The organism is Jiella mangrovi (assembly GCF_017815135.1).
In the GTDB taxonomy this organism is placed as follows: Bacteria; Pseudomonadota; Alphaproteobacteria; order Rhizobiales; family Rhizobiaceae; genus Jiella; species Jiella mangrovi.
In genome coordinates, this window is sequence record NZ_JAGJCF010000010.1 from 102,730 (window position 1) to 124,451 (window position 21,722).

The 21,722-nt window shown below is 64.4% G+C and carries 15 protein-coding genes, 1 tRNA gene and 1 riboswitch; of the genes, 7 read left to right on the forward strand and 9 right to left on the reverse strand.

Annotation, left to right across the window (positions count from 1 at the left end; genetic code table 11):
- Window positions 1–166: 166 nt before the first annotated feature.
- Window positions 167–1,210, reverse strand: coding sequence for a thiamine ABC transporter substrate binding subunit (gene thiB, locus J6595_RS14365; RefSeq protein ID WP_209595321.1), 1,044 nt, complete (start codon window positions 1,208–1,210; stop codon window positions 167–169).
- 80 nt (window positions 1,211–1,290) lie between these two features.
- A riboswitch (TPP riboswitch) is annotated at window positions 1,291–1,390 on the reverse strand.
- Window positions 1,391–1,499: 109 nt separating this feature from the next.
- On the opposite strand from thiB, the gene J6595_RS14370 reads away from it, so the two are divergent.
- Window positions 1,500–1,817, forward strand: a complete 318-nt coding sequence (locus J6595_RS14370) for a hypothetical protein (protein ID WP_342453204.1) — start codon at window positions 1,500–1,502, stop codon at window positions 1,815–1,817.
- The gene (locus J6595_RS14375; protein ID WP_209595259.1) at window positions 1,814–2,095 is read left to right on the forward strand and encodes a type II toxin-antitoxin system RelE/ParE family toxin; all 282 of its coding nucleotides are present in this window, start codon (window positions 1,814–1,816) and stop codon (window positions 2,093–2,095) included. The genes J6595_RS14370 and J6595_RS14375 overlap by 4 nt, the downstream gene beginning before the upstream one ends.
- 43 nt (window positions 2,096–2,138) lie before the next feature.
- Here the strand turns inward: J6595_RS14375 and edd are convergent, their stop codons facing one another.
- The 7 genes from edd to J6595_RS14410 all read right to left on the reverse strand — a co-directional run bounded on the left by edd (window position 2,139) and on the right by J6595_RS14410 (window position 12,956).
- A complete protein-coding gene (gene edd / locus J6595_RS14380) occupies window positions 2,139–3,956 on the reverse strand; it encodes a phosphogluconate dehydratase (protein WP_209595260.1) in 1,818 nt (605 codons plus the stop codon).
- Between the two features lie 126 nt (window positions 3,957–4,082).
- The gene (pgl, locus tag J6595_RS14385; RefSeq protein WP_209595261.1) at window positions 4,083–4,787 is read right to left on the reverse strand and encodes a 6-phosphogluconolactonase; all 705 of its coding nucleotides are present in this window, start codon (window positions 4,785–4,787) and stop codon (window positions 4,083–4,085) included.
- A gap of 72 nt (window positions 4,788–4,859) precedes the next feature.
- Window positions 4,860–6,338, reverse strand: a complete 1,479-nt coding sequence (gene zwf / locus J6595_RS14390) for a glucose-6-phosphate dehydrogenase (RefSeq protein ID WP_209595262.1) — start codon at window positions 6,336–6,338, stop codon at window positions 4,860–4,862.
- 245 nt (window positions 6,339–6,583) lie between these two features.
- The gene (locus tag J6595_RS14395; protein ID WP_209595263.1) at window positions 6,584–9,199 is read right to left on the reverse strand and encodes an HWE histidine kinase domain-containing protein; all 2,616 of its coding nucleotides are present in this window, start codon (window positions 9,197–9,199) and stop codon (window positions 6,584–6,586) included.
- The gene (locus J6595_RS14400; protein WP_209595264.1) at window positions 9,196–9,879 is read right to left on the reverse strand and encodes a biliverdin-producing heme oxygenase; all 684 of its coding nucleotides are present in this window, start codon (window positions 9,877–9,879) and stop codon (window positions 9,196–9,198) included. Before J6595_RS14400 ends, J6595_RS14395 begins: the two co-directional genes overlap by 4 nt.
- 358 nt (window positions 9,880–10,237) lie before the next feature.
- Complete coding sequence (locus tag J6595_RS14405) at window positions 10,238–11,524, reverse strand: NAD(P)/FAD-dependent oxidoreductase (protein WP_209595265.1); 1,287 nt, start codon at window positions 11,522–11,524, stop codon at window positions 10,238–10,240.
- Between the two features lies 1 nt (window position 11,525).
- Complete coding sequence (locus J6595_RS14410) at window positions 11,526–12,956, reverse strand: glutamine synthetase family protein (RefSeq protein ID WP_209595323.1); 1,431 nt, start codon at window positions 12,954–12,956, stop codon at window positions 11,526–11,528.
- A gap of 441 nt (window positions 12,957–13,397) precedes the next feature.
- On the opposite strand from J6595_RS14410, the gene J6595_RS22555 reads away from it, so the two are divergent.
- Together J6595_RS22555 and J6595_RS22560 are read left to right on the forward strand one after the other, a co-directional pair.
- Complete coding sequence (locus J6595_RS22555) at window positions 13,398–13,514, forward strand: BrnT family toxin (protein WP_342453207.1); 117 nt, start codon at window positions 13,398–13,400, stop codon at window positions 13,512–13,514.
- A 25-nt stretch (window positions 13,515–13,539) separates the two neighbouring features.
- On the forward strand, window positions 13,540–13,761 hold the full coding sequence (locus tag J6595_RS22560; protein WP_342453208.1) for a helix-turn-helix domain-containing protein: 222 nt from the start codon (window positions 13,540–13,542) through the stop codon (window positions 13,759–13,761).
- 25 nt (window positions 13,762–13,786) lie between these two features.
- Here J6595_RS22560 and J6595_RS14425 read toward each other — a convergent pair whose 3' ends face one another.
- Window positions 13,787–14,836 carry a threonine aldolase family protein gene (locus J6595_RS14425; protein ID WP_209595267.1) on the reverse strand — a complete coding sequence of 350 codons (1,050 nt, stop codon included), beginning with the start codon at window positions 14,834–14,836 and terminating at the stop codon, window positions 13,787–13,789.
- Between the two features lie 259 nt (window positions 14,837–15,095).
- On the opposite strand from J6595_RS14425, the gene J6595_RS14430 reads away from it, so the two are divergent.
- The 3 genes from J6595_RS14430 (at window position 15,096) to J6595_RS14440 (ending at window position 21,327) form a co-directional block, all read left to right on the forward strand.
- Window positions 15,096–15,485, forward strand: coding sequence for a BA14K family protein (locus J6595_RS14430; protein ID WP_209595268.1), 390 nt, complete (start codon window positions 15,096–15,098; stop codon window positions 15,483–15,485).
- Between the two features lie 676 nt (window positions 15,486–16,161).
- Complete coding sequence (gltB, locus tag J6595_RS14435; protein ID WP_209595269.1) at window positions 16,162–20,874, forward strand: glutamate synthase large subunit; 4,713 nt, start codon at window positions 16,162–16,164, stop codon at window positions 20,872–20,874.
- Between the two features lie 363 nt (window positions 20,875–21,237).
- Window positions 21,238–21,327, forward strand: a tRNA-Ser gene (locus tag J6595_RS14440).
- Window positions 21,328–21,722 lie beyond the last annotated feature (395 nt).

The window sequence follows — 21,722 nt, forward strand, 5'->3', positions numbered from 1 at the left end:
ATCGGAATGGCCCCAGCCTTCCTCGTCGTCTGATCGTTCAAGGTTTGGCGGGCAGCGTCGAACGAGTTGCGATCTCCCCCCTTGTGGGGGAGATGTCCGGCAGGACAGAGGGGGGCACGCCGCCGCGACGTATCGGCCGCCCAAAGTTGCAGCATCATGCCCGAAGTCACCGCGCCCCGACCGCCTGCAGCCATTCGTCGGTCCAGGCGCGGCGGTTCTTGGCCACAGTCTCCGCATCGATCAGAAGCGGCTTGTCCACCTTCACGAGATTGGAGAACGCCTCCGGCAAGTCGACGTCGTCGCGAACCGGCAGCGTCCAGTTGGTGGTGGGCAGAACCTCCTGCGCCTGCTTGGACACCAGGAACGACAGAAACTTTCGCGCAAGCGCCTGATGCTGCGAGCCCTTGAGAATGCCCGCCACCTCGATCTGCAGATACTGGCCTTCGGCGAAAGCCGCCGCCTGATAGCGATCGGTCTTTTCCTCGATCTCGTGATAGGCCGGCGAGGTCGTGTAGGAGAGCACCATCGGCACCTCACCCTTGGTGAACAGGCCATAGGCCTCGCTCCAGCCGGGGGTGACGGTGAGGATGCGGCGGTTCAGTTGCTTCCACTTGTCGGCCGCCTCCTCGCCATAGACCGCCTTCATCCAGAGCAGGAAGCTCAGTCCCGGCGTCGAGGTGCGCGGATCCTCGATGACGATCTTCTGCGAGGGGTCGCCGGAGACCAGCTCGTCGAGGCTTTTCGGCGGGTTTTTGACGGTCTCCGTGTCGTAGACGAAGGCGAGATAGGAATAGTCGTAGGGCACGAAGACAGGGTCGGAAAAGCCGGTCGGCACCGTCAGGTCGGAGGTGTCGACGCCGCTTTCCGTGAACATGCCCGTCGCCTTGGCCTCGGGTATGAGGTCAGTGGTGAGACCGAGCGCGACGTCTGCCTTGGTCGACGGTCCCTCGAGCTTCAGCCGGTTGAGGATGGCGACGCCGTCCTCCAGCCCGACGAAATCGAGCGTGCAGCCGCAGGTCGCTTCGAAGGCCGACTTCAGCTGCGGGCCGGGGCCCCAGTCGGCCGAGAAGCTGTCATATGTGTAGACGGTGAGGGTGGGCTTTTCGCCAGTTTGCGCGGCAGCGGGCCCGGCCAGCGCGGCAAGGCCGGCGGCCAGAAAGGCGCCGAAGGCCAGAGATGGCAGCGCTTGGCAGGCGGGCTGCAAAAACATCTCGCGGAGGTGGCGGCGGGCTGGCATCGGCGGCGCTTTCGTCTCGCCAGCTTCGGCAAAGCGCCCGCGTCTCAGGTCTCTCCCGGCCGCGCCCGCAATCCCTCCGCCGGCATGATCCGGATCAGGTTCGACGGGTTGGCATCTCGCCTCTCAGCCTTCTCGGCACCCCGTGTGAGCTCAGCGGGAAGGTAACGGGTGGCGGGATGATTGCAAGGGGTGTGAAATCTTGGAACCCCATTGCTCGCTCCCGTCGTTTTCCGGATCCGTCATCGCAAACCCGGTTCCCATCTTGCTGGATGAAGCTCGGCCGGAGCGCTGGCGATGGCGTCGCCGCCGAGTGGTCTTTCCTCCAACACCAACGGGAGGCATAATACGTCCCATGACAGAGCTTCTCGATCAGGCGATCAGACGCATCCGTGATCTGCCGGCGGAAACGCAGGATGATCTGGCGCGCGTTCTCTTGAGATTGGCGGGCGAAGATGGGCCAGTTTACGAGTTGACGGACGAAGAAGAGGCGGATCTGAGGCAGGCCGATGGCGAAATTGCCCGCGGCGAGTTTGCGACGGATGAGGAGGTTGCTGCTGTCCTTTCGAAGCACGCCCTTTGAAGCTGCGTTACACGACAACGGCGCTTCGCCAGATTGACGACGCTCTCGCCTATGTCGCGGACCATTCGCCCCAAGGGGCGTCCAATCTTCGCAAGCGTCTCGTTTCAGTCCTCGCGCTATTGCAAGATCATCCACTCGCCGGACAAGCGACGAGCCGGCCCCAGGCTCGCCGTGTGGTGCTGGCGCCGTATCCCTATGTTCTGTTCTACCGAATTGGGTCCGGCGAAATTGTCGTGACGAGATTTCGCCATGCCGCTCGAAAGAACCGGGTCGGCTAACAGACCTCCGGGTCAGCGTGTCCGGCGTCGCAACGCTTGGTTCTCAAAACACGCTCGCCCCATGCTCGGCATCGCCCACCGCCGAGCGGAACGCGGCGAAGAGCTCGCGGCCGAGGCCGAATTCGTTGCCGGAAAGGTCCGGCGTCTCGGGCGCGCGGGCGTCGAGTTCGGCCGCGTCGACGAGGACTTCCAGCGTTCCGGTCTCGCCGTCGAGGCGGATCATGTCGCCGTCCTTGACCCTTGCGATCGGACCGCCGCTCTTGGCTTCGGGCGTCACGTGGATCGCCGCCGGCACCTTGCCGGACGCGCCGGACATGCGCCCGTCGGTGACGAGGGCGACTTTGTGGCCGCGATCCTGCAACACGCCGAGGAGGGGGGTGAGCTTGTGCAGCTCCGGCATGCCGTTCGACTTCGGGCCCTGGAACCTGACGACGGCGATGAAATCGCGATCGAGTTCGCCGGCGTCGAAGGCGACTTTCAGTTCGTTCTGGTCGTGGAAGATCTTGGCCGGCGCCTCGACGACGCGGCGCTCCGGCTTGACGGCGGAGACCTTGATCACCGCCTTGCCGAGATTGCCTTTCAGCATTCTGAGGCCGCCATTGGAGGAAAACGGCTTGTCTGCCGTCGTCAGCACCTTCGGATCGCCGCTTTCCTTCGGCGCGTCGTGGCGGACCACCTGCTCGCCGTCGGCGGACAGCTTCGCCTCGATGGCATAGGCTCTCAGGCCGCGGCCCCAGGCGGTGCGCACATCCTCGTGCAGGAGGCCACGATCGAGAAGCTCGCGGATCAAGAAGCCCATGCCGCCGGCGGCGTTGAAATGGTTCACGTCGGCGAGACCGTTCGGATAGACGCGGGCGAGAAGGGGCGTGATGTCGGAAAGGTCCGAAATGTCCTGCCAGGTGAGCTGGATGCCGGCCGCCGCGGCGATGGCGACGAGGTGCATCGTGTGGTTGGTCGAGCCGCCGGTGGCGTGCAGGCCGACGACACCGTTGACGACGGCGCGCTCGTCCACCACCAGCCCGGCCGGGGTGTATTCGTTGCCGAGCGCGGTGATCGCCAGCGCCCGCTTGGTCGCTTCCTTGGTGAGGGCATCACGCAGGGGCGTGTTCGGATTGACGAAGGACGAGCCCGGCGTGTGCAGGCCCATGATCTCCATCAGCATCTGGTTGGAATTGGCCGTGCCGTAGAAGGTGCAGGTGCCCGGCCCGTGATAGGAGGCCGATTCCGCCTTCAGGAGTTCGTCGCGGCCGACCTTGCCCTCGGCATAGAGCTGGCGGATGCGGCTCTTCTCGTCATTGGGAAGGCCCGAGGTCATCGGGCCGGCCGGCACGAAGATCGCCGGTAGGTGGCCGAAGGTGAGGGCGGCGATGGCAAGCCCCGGCACGATCTTGTCGCAGACGCCGAGATAGACCGCCGCGTCGAACATGTCGTGGGAGAGGCCGACGGCGGTCGCCATGGCGATGACGTCGCGCGAGAACAGCGACAGCTCCATGCCGGTCTGGCCCTGGGTGACGCCGTCGCACATTGCCGGAACGCCGCCTGCCACCTGCGCCGTGCAGCCGACCTCGCGGGCCGCTTCCCGGATGAGCTCGGGATAGCGCTCGAAGGGCTGATGGGCCGAGAGCATGTCGTTATAGGCGGTGATGATGCCGAGATTGGCGCTCACGGCGCCGGACAGCCGCTCCTTGTCGAGCGGGCCGCAGGCGGCAAAGCCGTGGGCGAGATTGCCGCAGGTGAGCGTCGAGCGCTTCGGCCCCTCGGCGCCCTTGGCGCGGATGCGGTCGAGATAGGGCTCGCGCGTAGGCGCGGAGCGCTCGCGAATGCGGTCGGTGATCTCTTCGATGCGACGGTCTGCGGTCATCGTTCGGCCCTTTGTCAGATTGCGGAAGTCGAATGATGGAAATGCACCGAACGAAGCATGCATCCGGCTATCGACAACTTTAAGTCCTGCGTGCCGGGGAGCCAATCGGCCGGCCCCGGCAAACTCTCATGGCGCCCAGAACACGGCGAACGGTGGGTCTCGATCGGCCCGAAGTACCGCGCGCACTGGCATTGCCTCGACCGGTCCCTCGGCTTTGGCTGCCTCGAAGCTGCGCAGTTTGTCCTCCCCCTCGATGTGCAGGGCGAGGAAGCGCGCGTCGATGATCATCGGAAAGGTCAGCGTCGCGCGGGCCTCGTAGCCGTCGTTGGGATGGACGATGGCAACGGAATTCTCCGTCTGCGGATCGAGGCTCTCCGTCAGCCCCGGCGCATGCGGGAACCACGAGGCCGTGTGACCGTCGGTTCCCATGCCGAGAATGGCCGCATCGAAGCCGTGGCCGATGCGATGAAAGCGATCGTTCAGCCTGTCGAAGACCTCTTCGGGGATCTCGCTCGGCTCGTACAGAGGCACGAACTGGGCAGCGGCGGCCGGACCGGTGAGAAGATGGTCGCGCAGCATCGCCGCGTTCGAGCGCGTATGGCTCTCAGGCACCCAGCGCTCGTCCACCAGCGTGATCGTGACCGCGTGCCAGTCGATTTCGGTCGCCGCGAGCTTTTCGAAAAAGAGCTTCGGGGTCGAGCCGCCGGAGACTGCAAGCCGCGCCGTGCCCTCGGTGGCGATCGCACCGGCGAGCACGGCCGCAACGCCGGACGCCAGCGCCTCGGCGAGGGCCTCGCGGGTCTCGTAGCGATGGAACACCGGCTCGCTCATGATCGCGTCGCTCCCTTGCTTTGTGGCTTGCATGGGCAAGACGTCGGGAGACGCCGCACCCTCGGCCTGCCGTCAATCCGGCTCGTGCCAGGTCCGGCCGTCCCGCTCGATCAGCGCCACCGAGGCAGACGGGCCCCAGGTGCCGGCGGTATAGCCCTGCGGCTTCACCGCCTTCTCGTCCCAGGCCTTGAGGATGGGATCGATCCACTCCCACGCGGCCTCGACCTCGTCGCGGCGCATGAACAGGGTCTGGTTGCCGCGGATGACGTCCATCAAGAGCCGCTCATAGGCGTCCGGATTGCGGGTGCGGAAGGATTCGGCGAAGGTCATGTCGAGCGGCACGTGCTTCAGCCGCATGCCGCCGGGCCCCGGATCCTTGATCATCAGCCACTGCTTGACGCCCTCGTCGGGCTGCAGGCGCATGACGAGCTGGTTCTGGGCGATCTTGCCGGCGGCGCTTTCGAACATCGAGTGAGGGATCGGCCGGAAGGTGACGACGATCTCCGACATGCGTTCCGACAGGCGCTTGCCGGTGCGCAGGTAGAAGGGCACGCCGGCCCAGCGCCAGTTGCCGATCTCGGCCTTGATGGCGACGAAGGTCTCGGTGTCGCTGTCGCCATTGCCGAGATCGTCGACATAGCTCTTCACCGCGTTGCCGCCGGAAGCCCCCGCCTTGTACTGGCCGCGCACCGTGCTCGCCTCGACATTGGTGGTGTCGATCTTCTTCAGTGCCCGCAGGACCTTCAGCTTCTCGTCGCGCAGCGCGTCGGCGTCCATCGCCGAGGGCGGCTCGAGGGCAACGAGACACATCAGCTGGACGATATGGTTCTGCACCATGTCGCGCAGGGCGCCGGCCTTGTCGTAATAGCCGGCGCGGCCTTCGAGGCCGACCGATTCGGCGACGGTGATCTGGACGTGGTCGATATGGGTCGAGTTCCAGACCGGCTCGTAGAGCGCGTTGGCGAAGCGCAGCGCCATCAGGTTCTGCACCGTCTCCTTGCCGAGATAGTGGTCGATGCGGAAGATCTGATCTTCCTCGAAATGGGCACCGATCGTCGCGTTCAGAGCTCTCGCCGAATCGAGATCGCGGCCCACGGGCTTTTCGACGACGAGCCGCGAGCGCTCGTTGGACAGGCCCTTGCCGCTGATCCGCTCGGCGATCGGCGCGAACAGCGAGGGACCGACGGCCAGATAGAAGGCGCGGATGCGCCTGTCGTCGGCCTCGTCGAGCAACGCACGCAATTCGTCCCAGCCGCCGTCCGCCTGGGCGTCGATCGTGCGGTAATGAAGCCGCGACAGGAAACGGTCGAGGGAGACCTCGTGGATATCCTCCGGCTTCACATGCTTGGTCAGGGCCTCGCGGGCGAAATCGCGAAAGGCATCGTCGGAGAGATCGGACCGCGAAGCGCCGATGATGCGCGATTGCGGCGGGATCTGACCGTCGTGATCGCGGTGATACAAGGCGGGCAGCAATTTGCGTTCCGCAAGATCGCCATTGCCGCCGAAAACGACGTAGTCGAACGGATCAACGGGGATGATCTGGCTGGACATCGGTCAATTCCTGATGCGGTTTGAAGCGCGGCCGAACCCCGATTGACGAGGCGGTGACGCGGCTTTGTTGGCGATGCTCTAGTCTAATCGATTGAATTTTTCCAGTGCCGAGAAAAATTCCGGAAGCCCGGTGTTCCGGGGGCGGGGACCGAACGGGTTTGAGGTGCTTGCGGTGCATCCGGAATGCATCTATCGCGCTCGCCGGAGCGAGCAAGCGGTGCCGCAGGCCTGAGATCGTCGCTGCCTCAGCCGCCGCTGCGGGCGATGGCGCGCTCCAATGCCTCGATCAGCTGGTCTGCCGCGAACGGCTTCTTGATCGCCTCGACCCCGGCATTGACGGTTTCCGGCAGGTCCAGCTTTTCGCCATAGCCGGTGACGAACACGAAGGGGATGCCCTTTTCCTGCAGCGCCGGGACCAGCGCGAAGCTCGTCTCGCTCCCCAGATTGACGTCGAGCAATGCCACATGGATCGCCTCGTTCTCGATGATCCGTCGGGCTTCGCTGACATTCATGGCAGTGAGAACCCGCGAGGCGCCCTGGTCGAGAAGGATCTGCTCGGCATCGAGCGAGATGATCATGTTGTCCTCGACGACGAGGCCGGACTTTCCGCTCAAGGCAGACAAGGCGGTGTCTTCGACGATATCGGCAGTTTGACCGTTCACTTGGTCGCTTTCCTTGCCATGATTGTGCGCATCGAGCTTTTCCTCGTCGAGCCAGAAGACCTGCGGCGGGAGCAGGAACCGGGCGCGAACGCCGCTCAGCTGGTAGTCGACGGAGACCTCGCCGCCAAGATCGTGCGGGATCGACCGCTCGATGATCGTCGAGCCGAATCCGCGCCGCGTTGGCGGTTGGACGGGCGGCCCGTCGCTCTCGCGCCAGAGGATTTCGCAGGCCTCGTGCTCGTCGATCCGCCACCGGATGTCGATCGACCCGCGCGAGTCGGACAGGCCACCATATTTGGCGGAATTCGTCACCATTTCATGGAAGACGAGGGCGAGGGTCGAGAACGCCTTGGCATCGACGAGAATGGGCGGGCCGTCGAGATGCACCCGGCTGACCTTGTGGCCGATATAGGCCTCGATCTCGGTCTGGATGATCGCGCGCAAGCTCTGCGCCTGATAATGGTCGTTGGTGATCTGGTCGTGAGCGCGCGCCAGGGCCTGGATCCGGCCACCGATAATCTTGGCAAATTCGTCGACCGTCTTGGCGCCCGCGCGGCTCTGCACGACGAGGGCGCGCATCAGGCTCAGGATGTTGCGGACCCGATGGTTGAGCTCAGCGATCAAAAGTTCCTGGTTCTGGGTCGCGCGCTGCTGCTGGCGCTCGGCCTCCTCGTTGAAGCGCAGAAGCACCTCGAGGATCGAGACCCGAAGCGCCTCGGCCGCCCGCATGTCCGCGAGCGACCACGGTGTCGATTTGCCGCGTACGGTCTCCTGCCACGTCTCGAAGCTCTTGCGGGGCGTCAGCCTCGGCCCGTTCGGCCCGTATTCCACGGGCTTGTCGTCCGGCCGCCCGGCCCAGGAGACGGTCTCGACGATCTCCTTGCGGAAGAAGATCAGGTAGTCGCGCGGTGAACGCGAGATCGGTATCGCCAGAAGTCCGGCCGCACGGTCGGTGAATTCCTGCGCCTTGGGATAGACCGAGGAGAGATCATCGGTGGCGTAGACGCGGCTTGCCGCCGCGCGGTTAAGAAAACGCGAGATCCCCGGCATCTCGTCGGGGAACGGGCACCGGCCGACGGTGCGCACGACGTCCTTCGCCCAGACGGCGAATCCGTCGCAGGGGATGAGTTCGCGAAAGTCGTCGGCGAAGTCGATCAGCTCTTCCATCGTCGGCGAGGTCGCGACGAGGCGCCCGACGACGCGGTCGTGGGCATCGCGGGCCTCTTCCTCGATCCGGCGCATCTGCTTGGCCAGCCGACCCTCGATGACGAGCGAGATGATCTCGCCGAACAGATCCAGCGTCGAGCGCATCTCCATTGCGAGATGGCGCGGCGAGTAATGATGCAGGGCGAAGAGACCCCACAGCTTGTCGTCGATGACGATCGAGATCGAGAACGAGGCGCACACGCCCATGTTCTTCAGATATTCGATGTGGATCGGCGAGACGGCCCTGGTGACGGAGAGAGACAGATCGAGCGGCGCGCCCGTGGGGCTCGTCGGCGGCACGACATCGACGTCGACCGCATCGACGTTCGAAATGATCCGGATGCGGTTCTTGAGGTAGAGACGGCGTGCCTGGCGGGGAATATCGCTCGCCGGATAGTTCAGGCCGTGGAACGGCTCCAGCCCGCGGTTCAAGGCTTCGGCGACGACGCTGCCCGAGCCGCCATCGGCAAAGCGGTAAAGCATGACGCGGTCGAAACCGGTCGCGGCCTTCAGCTGGCGGACGCATTCGTTGAACAGGGCTTCGTTCGTCGAGCAGCGCTGGATGCGCGCGATCATCGCCTTGATCAGCGAGCCGGGATTGATCGTGTGCATCGAGGCGTCGTCGGCAACTTCCAGCTCGATGACGATCGAGCTGTCGGAGATGTGGACGGCGAGGTCGAAGTGCCGGCCATCCTCCAGAAGGTCGATGCTGAAGGCGCGCTCCGAGCCCTCGTTCGGAGACAGGAGCTGCAGCCGGCCGCGAATGGTGTGGATGGCCGATGCAGGCAGGAGCTCCGCAAGCGGCATGCCGAGAAGGTCGTCCGGCCCCTGGCCGAAGACATCCTCCACATTCGCCGAGACGTGCTGGATGATCCAGTCCATCGACATCGCGACGAGATAGCCGAAGCGCTGGACCCGGCCGAGCATATGAATGGGTTCACGGTCGCAATTGGAAAGATCAACCTCGGGAGAGGACGTCTCGCGGAAATTCATCGCGACGATTCCTTTTTGTCCCGGGTTGCGACGACATGATCGAGAGAACGCTCGAACAGAGCGAATGTTGCGATGGCTGCGTTCACGGCCCGCCCGCGGGGGCCGTCTTCGTCTTCGACCTGCGAGGCGAGAGCTGCGAAGATCGGCATCGGCCCCGGCCTGTCCGCCGGTGCCCTGTCGGTGGGCTCGAACGCGCTTGCAAGAAACACGGCGGAAATTCCGGTCTCCGGCGCCAGCAGACCCGCCTTCACGAGACGGCGATGGATGACCTTGGCGCCGAGCTTCGAGCCCTCGAGAACATAGGCGAGACCGGCGGCCTCCGGCGTCTGGTAGGACGGCAGATCAAAGCCAAGTTGGCCGTCGCAATCGATCCCCATCGACCGGGCATCGTTTTCGAGACGATCGAGGCCGGCTTTCGTCATCGCCGCCACGGGCCCGGTTTCGCCATGCGACCGAGAGCTGACGAAGCGCGACAGCGCCCGATAGGCGACGAGGTTCATCAGGATGAAGCGATGGTGATCGTCTGCCGTCGGGGCAGAGGCAACCGCCCCCAATCTGCCGTCGAGCCGTGCATGGCCGTCTGCCGTGCGGGCGCGCAAAAACGTCCGGAGGTCATCTGATCCGATGGTCCTGCGAATTCTGGGCATGTCTGTGACGGTGAGAGCGGCAAACTCGTTCATCGAAATCCGAATTGTGTTTCTTTTTATGCCCTTGCAAGGCCCTGCGCGTTTTCGTGCGAAGGTCAGTCTGAAAGCGTGTGGCGACTTGTCCTTGAAATCTCTGAACGATCGCCACCTTTGCGAGGGATCAATTTTATTTTTGGCCGTAGTCTCGACGAAGGTGTAGCACTGGCGCCGGAAAATTCCGAACGGCGACGATCAAAAGGTAGTCCGTAAACCGGATTCGGTAAGTCGTGTGAGCACAAAATCGGCGATCTCAAGCACAAATGATCCTTAGCCGGCAAATTTTGAGGGTTCATCGCGCCCTGTCCGGCCATCTTTAGCGTGTATCGTCAAAAATCTGAAACCATTACTGGCACTATAATCTATCCCGTAAAGAAAACCAGGTCATGGCTAGGAACAGAAGCGGCGCCCGCAGCCGTCGTCCGCCGGGAAAGGCGGGAATATCGAGCGCCTCGAATTCCGACAGCCGATCGCGATTGCCGGCGACGCGCTCGGCGTAGAGCCTGCCGGCAAAGTTCGCCAGCATCACGCCATGGCCGGAAAACCCGCCGATCGTCGTCACGCCCGGCGACAGCGTGCGCACGAAGGGCAGCCGTTGCATGGTGATGCCGACGGAGCCGCCCCAGGCATGGGTAATGCGAACGCTCTTGAGATGCGGGTAAACGTCGGCGATCTGCTTGCGGATGTGGCGGGTAATGTCTCCCGCCTCGGATGTGTAGGCTTCGCGGCCGCCGAAGAGGAGGCGGTTGTCGATGCTCTTGCGAAAGTAACGCACGACGAAGCGCGAATCGTCGCAAGCCTCGTTCCCCGGCAGGACGCCGTCGGCTTCCGACAGGGGCTCGGTCGCGCCGATGAAGGAGTTGATCGGCATGACATGGGCGTCGATCGTCCTGTCGAGCTTGGGACCATAGGCGTTGACGGCATAGAGCACGCGCTCGGCCGATATCTCGCCCGCTCCCGTCACCGCGACGATCCGCCCGTCGACGCGCCGGGTCGAGAGGATCCTGGTGTCTTCGAAAAGCGTCGCGCCGCTCGCCGCGGCCACCCTGGCCAGGCCGACGATGAGCTTCAGCGGATTGACATGGCCGGTGCCGGTGTCGCGGATGCCGCCGAAATAGCGCGTCGAGCCGAGCCGTTCGGCCGTCTCGTCGGCGTCCATGTAGCTGACGCTGTCATAGTCGTAGCGGCTTTTGAGGACGTCGACCTGACCGTGATAGTCCGGCAGATACTTGCGCTTGTGGGCGACGGAGAGCTGACCCATCCTGAGATCGGCGTCGATGTCGTTGGCGGCGATGAATTCGAAGAGATGGGCTTTCGCCTCCTCGGCGAGATCGAACAGCGCCTTGGAGCGCTCGAAGCCGTAGAGTGCCTCGACCTCGCCCGGCCAGATACGCTGGCCGGTGCCCATCTGGCCGCCATTCCTGCCCGAGGCACCGTCGCCGAAGCGGTGCGCCTCGACCAGCGTCACGTCGACGCCGCTGCGCGCCAGATGGATCGCCGCCGAAAGCCCGGTAAAGCCGCCGCCGACGACGAGGACGTCGGTCTTGATGGAGCCTTCGAGGCTCTGAAAGCGCGGTCTTTCGACCGTATCCTGATAGTAGGACCGGCCGGCTGCGATCGGCGAAAGGTAAGTGTCGCTCATGTCAGACCTGTAAGAGCAGGAATTCGCGCTCCCAGGGGCTGATCACCTGCATGAAGGTCTCGTGCTCGCCGCGCTTGACGCCGGCATAGGTGCCGACGAATTCGCGGCTGAAAACCTCCTTGAAATGCTCCTCCGCCTCGAAGGCGGCGACCGCCTCGAGAAGGCCCCGCGGCAGTTCGATCTCGCCGTCCTCGTTCACCGTGCGATCGGTCGGATCGTCGGGCGCGACATGGCCGACCATGCCGAGATAGCCGGCGGCGAGCGAGGCCGCAATGGCGAGATAGGGGTTGGCGTCGGAGGAGGGCAGGCGGTTCTCGACGCGCCGGCCGGCGGGATCGGAATTGGGCACGCGAAATGCCGTGGTGCGATTGTCGAAGCCCCAGGCGGTGTTGGTCGGCGCGCCCATGCCATAGGTCAGGCGGCGATAGGAATTGACGTAGGGCGCCATCATCAAAATGGCTTTCGGCACGTAGTTCTGCATGCCGCCGAGGAAGTGATAGAACTGTTCGGAGGCCGTGCCGTCCTCGTTGGAAAAGACGTTCCTGCCCGTTCTCGCATCGACCACCGATTGATGGATGTGCATGGCCGAGCCCGGCTGGCCCTGGATGGGCTTGGCCATGAAGGTCGCGTAGATGTCCTGGCCGAGCGCCGCCTCGCGGATCGTGCGCTTGAACATGAAGACCTGATCGGCGAGCTCCAGCGGATTGCCGTGGCGCAGGTTGATCTCGAGCTGGGCCGCGCCCTCCTCGTGGATCAGCGTGTCGATCTCCAGCCCCTGCGCGTCGGAAAAGTCGTAGATGTCGTCGATCAGCTCGTCGAACTCGTTGACCCCGCCGATCGAATAGGACTGGCCGGACTGGATCTGCCGGCCGGAGCGGCCGATCGGCGGCACCAGCGGATAGTCCGGATCGACGTTCTTGGAGACGAGATAGAACTCGATCTCCGGCGCGACGACCGGCTTCCAGCCCCTGTTCTCGTAAAGGTCGAGGACCCGCTTGAGGACGTTGCGCGGCGTGTAGCCGACGGCCGCGCCCGACTGATCGACGAGATCGCAGATCACCTGCGCCGTCGGATCGTTCTCCCAGGGGACCAGCGACAGGGTCGACAGGTCCGGCACGAGCTTCAGATCGCCGTCATTGGGCGAATAGCGGAAGTCGCCGCTCTCTTCCGGGTATTCGCCCGAGATGGTGTGCATGAAGAGGGCCGAGGGCAGCGCCAGCGAGGTGTTGCCGGTGAACTTCTTGGCCGGCATCATCTTGCCGCGGGCAACGCCCGCGAGATCGGGGGTGATGCATTCGAGGTCGTCGATGCCCCTCAGCTGCAGCCATTCGCGCGCTTCTTCCATTGAGCGCACGCCGCGCCTCGATTCCAGAAAGGCGCGGGTCTCTTCGGGCGATAGCTTCAGATGCGCGAGGTCTCGCTTGACCGGCATCGGCGCGCCCTTGATGGGGCTCGCCTCGTTGCCGCCGGATCGGCGCCGCGAATCGATACGCTCCGGCGTCTTCGGGCGCGAGGAGGTCGGATTTTTCGGTGTGGACATGAATGCCTGTCTGGAGAGCCTGTTGCGGGCTTGGCGCCAAGGATACAGGCTCGGCAGGGGCGAGGGAAGGGCGGGGCAGCGTACCTTCGTCGCATGACGCCTCAACGGGGACGCCAGCTCGTGAAACGCGCCGATTGATGTCAGTCGCAGCGACGAAAATTCGGTCTATACGTCTGCCATGACGGAGCGCTACGATCCGACGAAGGATGCCACCAACCGGTTGCGGCACGGCGTTCCTTTGTTGTTCGGCGATCGGGTTTTCGACGATGCCTTTCACCTTGTGATCCCTCCATTCGCCCGATCGATGGAGAAGAGCGCTTCAAGGCGATCGGGATTGTCGATGCAAAGTGCTATACGGCGGTCTTCACCTGGCGTGGCGAGACGAGGCGCTACATTTCAGTTCGAAGGAGCAACAAAGGTGAAGAAAGATCCTATCGCGCTGAAGCATGATCCGAGCGACGCGGAAGACTTCGACGTGTCGGCGGAGGGGCTCGAAAGGGCGCAGCGCTCCCGATTGATCAGGACGGCTCGCACGGCCCTTGGCATCTCTCAGGCGGAATTCGCCGAGAGGTTCCACGTTCCGCTGGGCACATTGCAAGATTGGGAGCATGCGAGGGTCACCGCTCCAGACTACGCAGTGGCTTACGTGAGGGTCATTATCCGGGATCCGGATTTCGTGGCCGCAACGGTCGCCTGAGAGAAAGGCTTGCGCCCCGCCCGCATCAGCGCAGGAAGCTGGCGAAACGCTCGACGTCGGCTTCTTCGGTCGACCAGCTGGTGACGAGGCGCACCAGCGTCTCGTCCTCGGACGTCAGGTCCGGCATCGAATGGGGCGGGTTCCACTCGTAGAACACCGCGCCCTCAGCCCGCAGCCGGGTATCGAGATCCCTCGGCAGGATGGCGAAAACCTCGTTGCTGTGGGTCGGCCAGGCCTCCCGCGCTGAATTCGAGGCGGCGAGCGCCTCGCGCAGCCGGTTTGCCATGCGGTTGGAATGGCCGGCCATGTCGAGCCACAGCCCGCCCTCGAAATAGGCCATGAACTGGGCGGCGACGAAGCGCGTCTTGGAGAAGAGCTGGGCGCCGCGCTTGCGGATATAGGGGAACTGCGAGGCCTTGTCCGGGTCGAAGACGACGATCGCCTCGGCGCACCAGCAGCCGTTCTTGGTGGCGCCGAAGGAGAGGATGTCGACGCCGCGCTTCCAGGTCATTTCGGCCGGCGAAAGCCCGCTCGCCATCAGGCCGTTGGCGAAGCGCGCGCCGTCCATGTGCAGCGTCAGGCCGCGGTCATGGGCGATCGTCGCGATCGTCTCGATCTCGTCGGCGGTATAGAGCGTGCCGGCCTCGCCCGGCTGCGAGATCGAGACCGCCATGGGCTGGCCGGCATGGACGAAGTCCGGCTTGAAGCGCGCGATCTCGCGCTTCAGGTTCGCCGCGTCGATCAGCCCGTTCGGCCCGTCGACGGGCGCCATGCGCGCGCCATGGGTGAAGAATTCCGGCGCGCCGCATTCGTCCTCGACGATATGCGCCTCGCGGTGGCAAAGGACGACGCCGCCCGGCCGGTTGACCGAGGCAAGCGCGAGGGAATTCGCCGCCGTGCCGGTGCCGACGAAGAAGACGGCGACCTCGCGCTCGAAGATCTCGTCGAAGCGCTTCTCGACCGCCTTGTCGAGATCGCTGGAACCATAGGCGCTCGCCATGCCCTCGCTGTGGCGGGCAAGGGCGGCGTTGACGGCGGGATGGGCGCCGGACCAGTTGTCGGAAGCAAAGATCATGGGCGGTTGCCTATACCGCAGTGCGGCTGGAGGCAAGCCGGCCGTTCGGTGCGGCCGACGCGCCCGCGCCTGTCCATGCGACGACACTTGCGGCGAAGGCGCGCTTTCCCGTGGCAGGGCAGGGCTCGGCACGGCTGAATGTGGACGCGAATTAATTCTGCCGACAGCAACCGGCCGATCGGGATGCTCGTTTTCTTGAAACGACTTGCAGACGTATTGGCATGGTCCGGTGTCGCAGTCGTGTCGATAGGAGGTTCGCATGAAAAAGTTGCTTATCGCAGTGTCTGCCGCGGCGATTGCTTTCGGCGCGGCGGGTATCGGAACAGCGGAAGCGGCGCCGATGCCGATCTGGCACCATCACGGGGACCGGCATCCCCACGGCCCGCCACCTCCCCATGGCTGGCACCACCATCATGGAGGCTACGCCATAGGCGCAGGGGTGGCGGGGCTAGCAGCCGGTGCCATCATCGGCTCGGAACTGGCCAGCGCTCCGCGATACTATCCCGCGCCCGTCTATCCGGCTCCCGTCTACCCAGTGGCCTATGACTGGCACAGGCATGTCGCCTATTGCGAGGCCCATCATCGCTACTACGACCCGCGATCCAACACCTATATCGGCGTCGATGGCCGGACATATGTGTGCCGGTGATCGCAGCCAAAGATGCTCTCGCGACGAAGGCAGCCGGCAGGCACCCGGCCGCCTCTGATTCAAGGCCCGATGCAGGCTTGAGTTACAGAACGGCCGTCGATCCTCAGACAAGTGGTCGGCGGCCACGCTCGCACCGTCCTGCGCGATCATTCCAGCCTTGCCGTCCTTCATCGTCCCGTGATCCATCGGCGCGGGCCGTCGTCTGTTCGTCGGCTTGGCGCGCAGCCATGACGTGTACGTGAAGACGCTGCGAGGCAGCCGAATAAGATGACGTCTGCGCTCGGCGGTTCGTCTCCCCTCGCTGCTGCGAGCGACAGGCAACGCAGACGAATTGGCGCGGCTGCGATCGCGTCGCGGCACTTCGCGTACCGAAAGACCATCTGTCACCGGTGACAAGGCCCGCCTTGTCGCGGCCGCCGACTTCTGCCATATTGCCTCGGATAGGACAGGGGTGCTGCCATAAATGCGGCCCTGCACGTAAGAAAGCTCGAGGCTCAGCGCGCTCCGGCGCGACGTGGTTCTATCCTGACAGAGCCGGGCATGGCAAAAGGCCAACCCGTAGACAATTTTGATCCGGCATTTCCGGCTCGCGGCGAAATCGCCAAGAGGCGGGGATCGCGGCGGGTCCATTTCGCGCGGCCGCATCAAGGCCCCGCACCGATGGGGAGACGAAACGATGACGCATGCGAAGCTTCAGCTGACGCCATCTGACGCCAAAGCCGTGGCCGAAACCGCCACGCCTCACCGGATCGGCCTGCCGAAAAAGATCGGGCTCTATGATCCGCGCAACGAGCACGATGCCTGCGGCGTCGGCTTCATCGCGCATATGAAGAACGTCAAGTCCCACTCGATCGTCGAGAAGGGCATCGAGATCGTCCAGAACCTCACCCATCGCGGCGCCGTCGGCGCCGATCCGCTGATGGGCGACGGCGCGGGCATGCTCGTCCAGATTCCGCACCGGTTCTTTGCCGAGGAGATGGAAGCGCAGGGTGTGACCCTGCCAGAGCCCGGCCATTACGGCGTCGGCCACATCTTCATGCCGCAGGATGCCGGCCAGCGCGCCGAGATCGAGGCCGTGTTCGAAGAGGTGGTGCGTCAGGAGGGGCAGACCGTTCTGGGCTGGCGCGACGTGCCGGTGTCGAATGAATCGCTCTCCAAGGCTCCTGAGATCGTCGCGACCGAGCCTGTTCACCGGCAGATCTTCATCGGCCGTTCGCCCTCGATCGCCAGCGACGACGACTTCGAGCGCCGGCTCTATATCCTGCGCAAGGTGGTCTCGAATCGCATTCAGGGCCAGACCGGCGGCGACGATGTCGGCTTTTACGTCGTGTCGCTGTCCTCGCGTACCATCGTCTACAAGGGCATGTTCCTGTCCTACCAGCTCGGCGCCTATTACAAGGATCTGGCCGACGAGCGGTTCGAATCGGCGCTCGCCCTCGTCCATCAGCGGTTTTCGACCAACACCTTCCCGTCCTGGAAGCTCGCCCATCCCTACCGGATGGTCGCCCATAACGGCGAAATCAACACGCTGAGAGGCAACGTCAACTGGATGGCGGCCCGTCAGGCCTCGGTCGATTCCGAGCTCTTGGGCAACGACATCTCCAAGCTCTGGCCGATCTCCTACGAAGGCCAGTCGGACACCGCCTGCTTCGACAATGCGCTCGAATTCCTCGTCGAGGGCGGCTATTCGCTGACCCATGCGATGATGATGCTGATCCCTGAGGCCTGGGCCGGCAACAAGCAGATGGGCCGAGAGACCCAGGCCTTCTACGAATATCACGCCGCGCTGATGGAGCCCTGGGACGGGCCGGCCGCCGTCGCCTTCACCGATGGCCGCCAGATCGGCGCGACGCTCGATCGCAACGGCCTTCGCCCGGCCCGCTACGTGGTCACCGACGACGATCTCGTCATCATGGCGTCGGAGGCGGGAACGCTGGCCATCGACGAGGCAAAGATCGTCAAGAAGTGGCGGCTGCAGCCCGGCCGCATGCTCCTGATCGACCTCGAAAAGGGCCGCATCATCGACGACGAGGAGATCAAGCACGAGATCGCCGGGGCCAATCCCTATCGCGACTGGCTGAAGAACACCCAGATCATCCTGGAAGATTTGAAGCCCGTGGCACCCAGAGCCTCGCGCTCGGACGTCTCCTTGCTCGATCGCCAGCAGGCCTTCGGCTACACGATCGAGGACACCCGCACGCTGATGGCGCCGATGGCGACCACCGGCCAGGAAGCCATCGGCTCGATGGGCACCGACACGCCGATCTCGGCGATGTCGATGCAGTCGAAGCTGCTCTACACCTATTTCAAGCAGAACTTCGCCCAGGTCACCAACCCGCCCATCGACCCGATCCGCGAGGAGCTGGTGATGAGCCTCGTCTCCTTCATCGGACCGCGCCCGAACATCTTCGATCTCGAGGGCTCGTCGCGCAAGAAGCGGCTCGAGGTGCGCCAGCCGATCCTGACCAATGGCGATCTCGAAAAGATCCGCAATATCGGCCACACCGAGGATCGCTTCGACACCAAGACCATCGACATGACCTATCCGGCCGAGCAGGGCGCGGAGGGCATGTCGGGTGCGCTCGACCGACTGTGCGAGCGGGCGGAAGCGGCCGTCGTCGGCGGCTACAACATCATCATTCTCTCCGACCGGCAGGTGGGCGCCGACCGCCTGCCGATCCCGGCGCTTCTCGCCTGCGCCGCCGTCCACCACCATCTGATCCGCAAGGGGCTGAGGACGGCGGCCGGTCTCGTGATCGAGAGCGGCGAGCCGCGCGAGGTGCATCACTTCGCCTGTCTCGCCGGCTACGGCGCCGAGGCGATCAATCCCTATCTCGCCTTCGACACGCTTCTTGAGATGCACCGCAAGGGCGAGTTCCCGCCGGAGGTCGATCCGACCGAGGTGGTGACGCGCTACATCAAGTCGATCGGCAAGGGCATCCTGAAGGTCATGTCCAAGATGGGCATCTCGACCTACCAGTCCTATTGCGGGGCCCAGATCTTCGACATCGTCGGTCTGAAGAGCGAATTCGTGAACCGCTTCTTCACCGGCACGGCGACGACGATCGAGGGCGTGGGTCTTGAGGAAATCGCCCGTGAAAGCGCCGAGCGCCATCTCCTCGCCTTTTCCGAGGACCCGGTGCTGAAGCGCTCGCTCGCCGTCGGCGGCGAGTATGTCTACCGCATGCGCGGCGAGAGCCACATGTGGTCGCCGGATGCCGTCGCGACGCTGCAGCATGCCGTGCGCACCGGCTCCTTCGACAAGTATGAGGACTACGCCCGCCAGGTGAACGAGGCGGCGGTCGAGACCTCGACCATTCGCGGCCTGTTCCGCATCAAGTCGGCCGAAGAGGCGGGCCGCAAGCCCGTCCCGCTGGACGAGGTCGAGCCGGCCAAGGAGATCGTCAAGCGCTTCTGCACCGGTGCGATGAGCTTCGGCTCGATCTCCCGCGAGGCACACACGACGCTCGCCAAGGCGATGAACCAGATCGGCGGCAAGTCGAACACCGGCGAGGGCGGGGAGGAGTCGGATCGCTTCCTGCCGCTGCGCGACGGCTCGGCCAATCCCGAGCGCTCGGCGATCAAGCAGATCGCGTCGGGCCGCTTCGGCGTGACGACGGAATATCTCGTCAATGCCGACATGCTGCAGATCAAGGTGGCGCAGGGCGCAAAGCCCGGCGAGGGCGGCCAGCTGCCCGGCCACAAGGTGGATGCGACCATCGCCAAGACGCGACATTCGACGCCGGGCGTCGGACTGATCTCGCCGCCGCCGCACCACGACATCTATTCGATCGAGGATCTGGCGCAGCTGATCTACGATCTGAAGAACGTCAATTCGGCGGCCGATATCTCGGTCAAGCTCGTCTCCGAGGTCGGTGTTGGCACGGTCGCGGCGGGCGTCGCCAAGGCGCGCGCCGACCACATCATCGTCGCCGGCTATGACGGCGGCACCGGCGCCTCGCCGCTGACCTCGATCAAGCACGCCGGCTCCCCCTGGGAAATGGGCCTTGCCGAGACCCAGCAGACGCTGGTGCTCAACGGCCTGAGATCGCGCGTTTGCCTGCAGGTCGACGGGGGGCTGAAAACCGGCCGCGACGTCATCATCGGCGCGCTGCTCGGGGCCGACGAGTTCGGCTTCTCGACCGCGCCCTTGATCGCGGCCGGCTGCATCATGATGAGGAAGTGCCATCTCAACACCTGTCCGGTCGGCGTCGCCACCCAGGATCCGGTGCTGCGCAAGCGCTTCAAGGGCACGCCCGAGCACGTCATCAACTTCTTCTTCTACGTCGCTGAGGAAGTGCGCCAGATCATGGCGACCCTCGGCGTGAGGCATCTCTCCGAGCTGATCGGCGAGACGCAGCTTCTCGACAAGAAGGATCTGATCGAGCACTGGAAGGCCAAGGGGCTCGACTTCTCGGGCATCTTCTTCAAGCCCGACGGCGTGCCCGAGACGCTGCGCTGGACCGAGCGCCAGAAGCACCCGATCGACGACATCCTCGATCGCAAGCTGATCGCCGAGGCCGAGGCGGCGCTGACCGCCCGCCAGAAGGTCGAGATCGAGACGAAGATCATCAATGTCGACCGCTCGACCGGGGCGATGCTGTCGGGCGAAGTCGCCAAGCGCTTCGGCCTGAAGGGCCTTCGCGACGACACGATCACCGTGAAACTCGAAGGCACCGCCGGCCAGAGCTTCGGCGCGTTCCTTGCCCGCGGCATTACCTTCGAGCTCACCGGCGAGGCCAACGACTATGTCGGCAAGGGGCTGTCCGGCGGCAAGCTGATCGTCAGGCCGAAGCCCGAATCGCGCATCGTGCCGGAAGAATCGATCATCGTCGGCAACACCGTCCTTTACGGCGCGATCTCCGGCGAGTGCTATTTCCGCGGCGTTGCCGGCGAGCGCTTCGCGGTCCGCAACTCCGGTGCCGTCGCCGTCGTCGAGGGCGCCGGCGATCATGGCTGCGAATACATGACCGGCGGTGTCGTGGTCATTCTCGGCAAGACCGGCCGCAACTTCGCCGCCGGCATGTCGGGCGGCGTCGCCTATGTCTATGACGAACTCGGCGATTTTGCCGAGCGCTGCAACATGGCGATGGTCGATCTGGAACCCGTCCCGGAAGAGGACGATCTTCTGGAAAAGCTTCACCACCATGGCGGCGATCTCCAGCACAAGGGGCGGGTGGACGTCTCCTCCGACATGACCCGCCACGACGACGAGCGGCTGTTCCAGTTGATCTCCAACCATTTCCACTACACCGGCTCGGGCCGGGCGAAGGCGATGCTCGACGATTGGGAGAGTTTTCGCCCGCGTTTCGTCAAGGTGATGCCGGTCGAATATCGCCGGGCGCTGCGCGAGATGGAAAAGATGCGCATGGGCGTCGCGGCCGAGTGATGGAGAACCGGCGCTCGGGCCGGTTCCTTCCCGAGGCCAAAGGGCCCAAGAGCCAACGGGCCTCGAGTGGCCGGTGACGGGCGGGCGGGCCGACCGCCCGGCCCGTCAGGCTCTTGCGCGATCCGTTGCGGTCATCCCCCGCAAATGGTCCGGCCTTCACGAAAAGCGCCCGGCGAGGATAAAACCACCGCCCGGCTCCGCTTTTGGCTTGTCACGGGAAAGGTCCCTTTGATAAGAGACCGCTGCGTCGGCAACACGACCGCGTTCCGGCGCAGTGGTTCGTATGGCTTTTTCAGCCTTGCGGACGGCTCTCTCGACGACGCGTCCGCCCGGCTTCGGCGGCGCCCCCGTCGTGCCCCTTCAGGAGAGGTGGCAGAGTGGTCGAATGCACCGCACTCGAAATGCGGCATACGTGCAAGCGTATCGGGGGTTCGAATCCCCCCCTCTCCGCCATCTGCCTTTAACAACCGGTTTTGAGCACATCATCGCGTCTGTGCCCGTAAATTAGTTTAAATGGTTTTGGTGCATGTCCAATATTGTGGCGGACCTTTTTGACGCATTATCGCCGGGTTGGCGCGTCCGATGGCACGCCATTGCGCTTGCGTCTCGACCTTCGTCGAAAAGACGGACAACCAGCCGGGCGAGATCCGTGCGGCTGGGTGCGAGGCGATGGTCCGGCGGCGGAAGGATTTGAGCGTCGCCGGCTAGTGGACCCTCGATGGTCGGAATGATCCCGCCGCGCAAATGCGCTGCCGCCGCCGAGGGCCAGGGTCGCACGCATGCAACAGTCATCCGATACGCTGCATGTCGCGGTAAAATATGACTCGTCTTATCATGATTAAATCGCT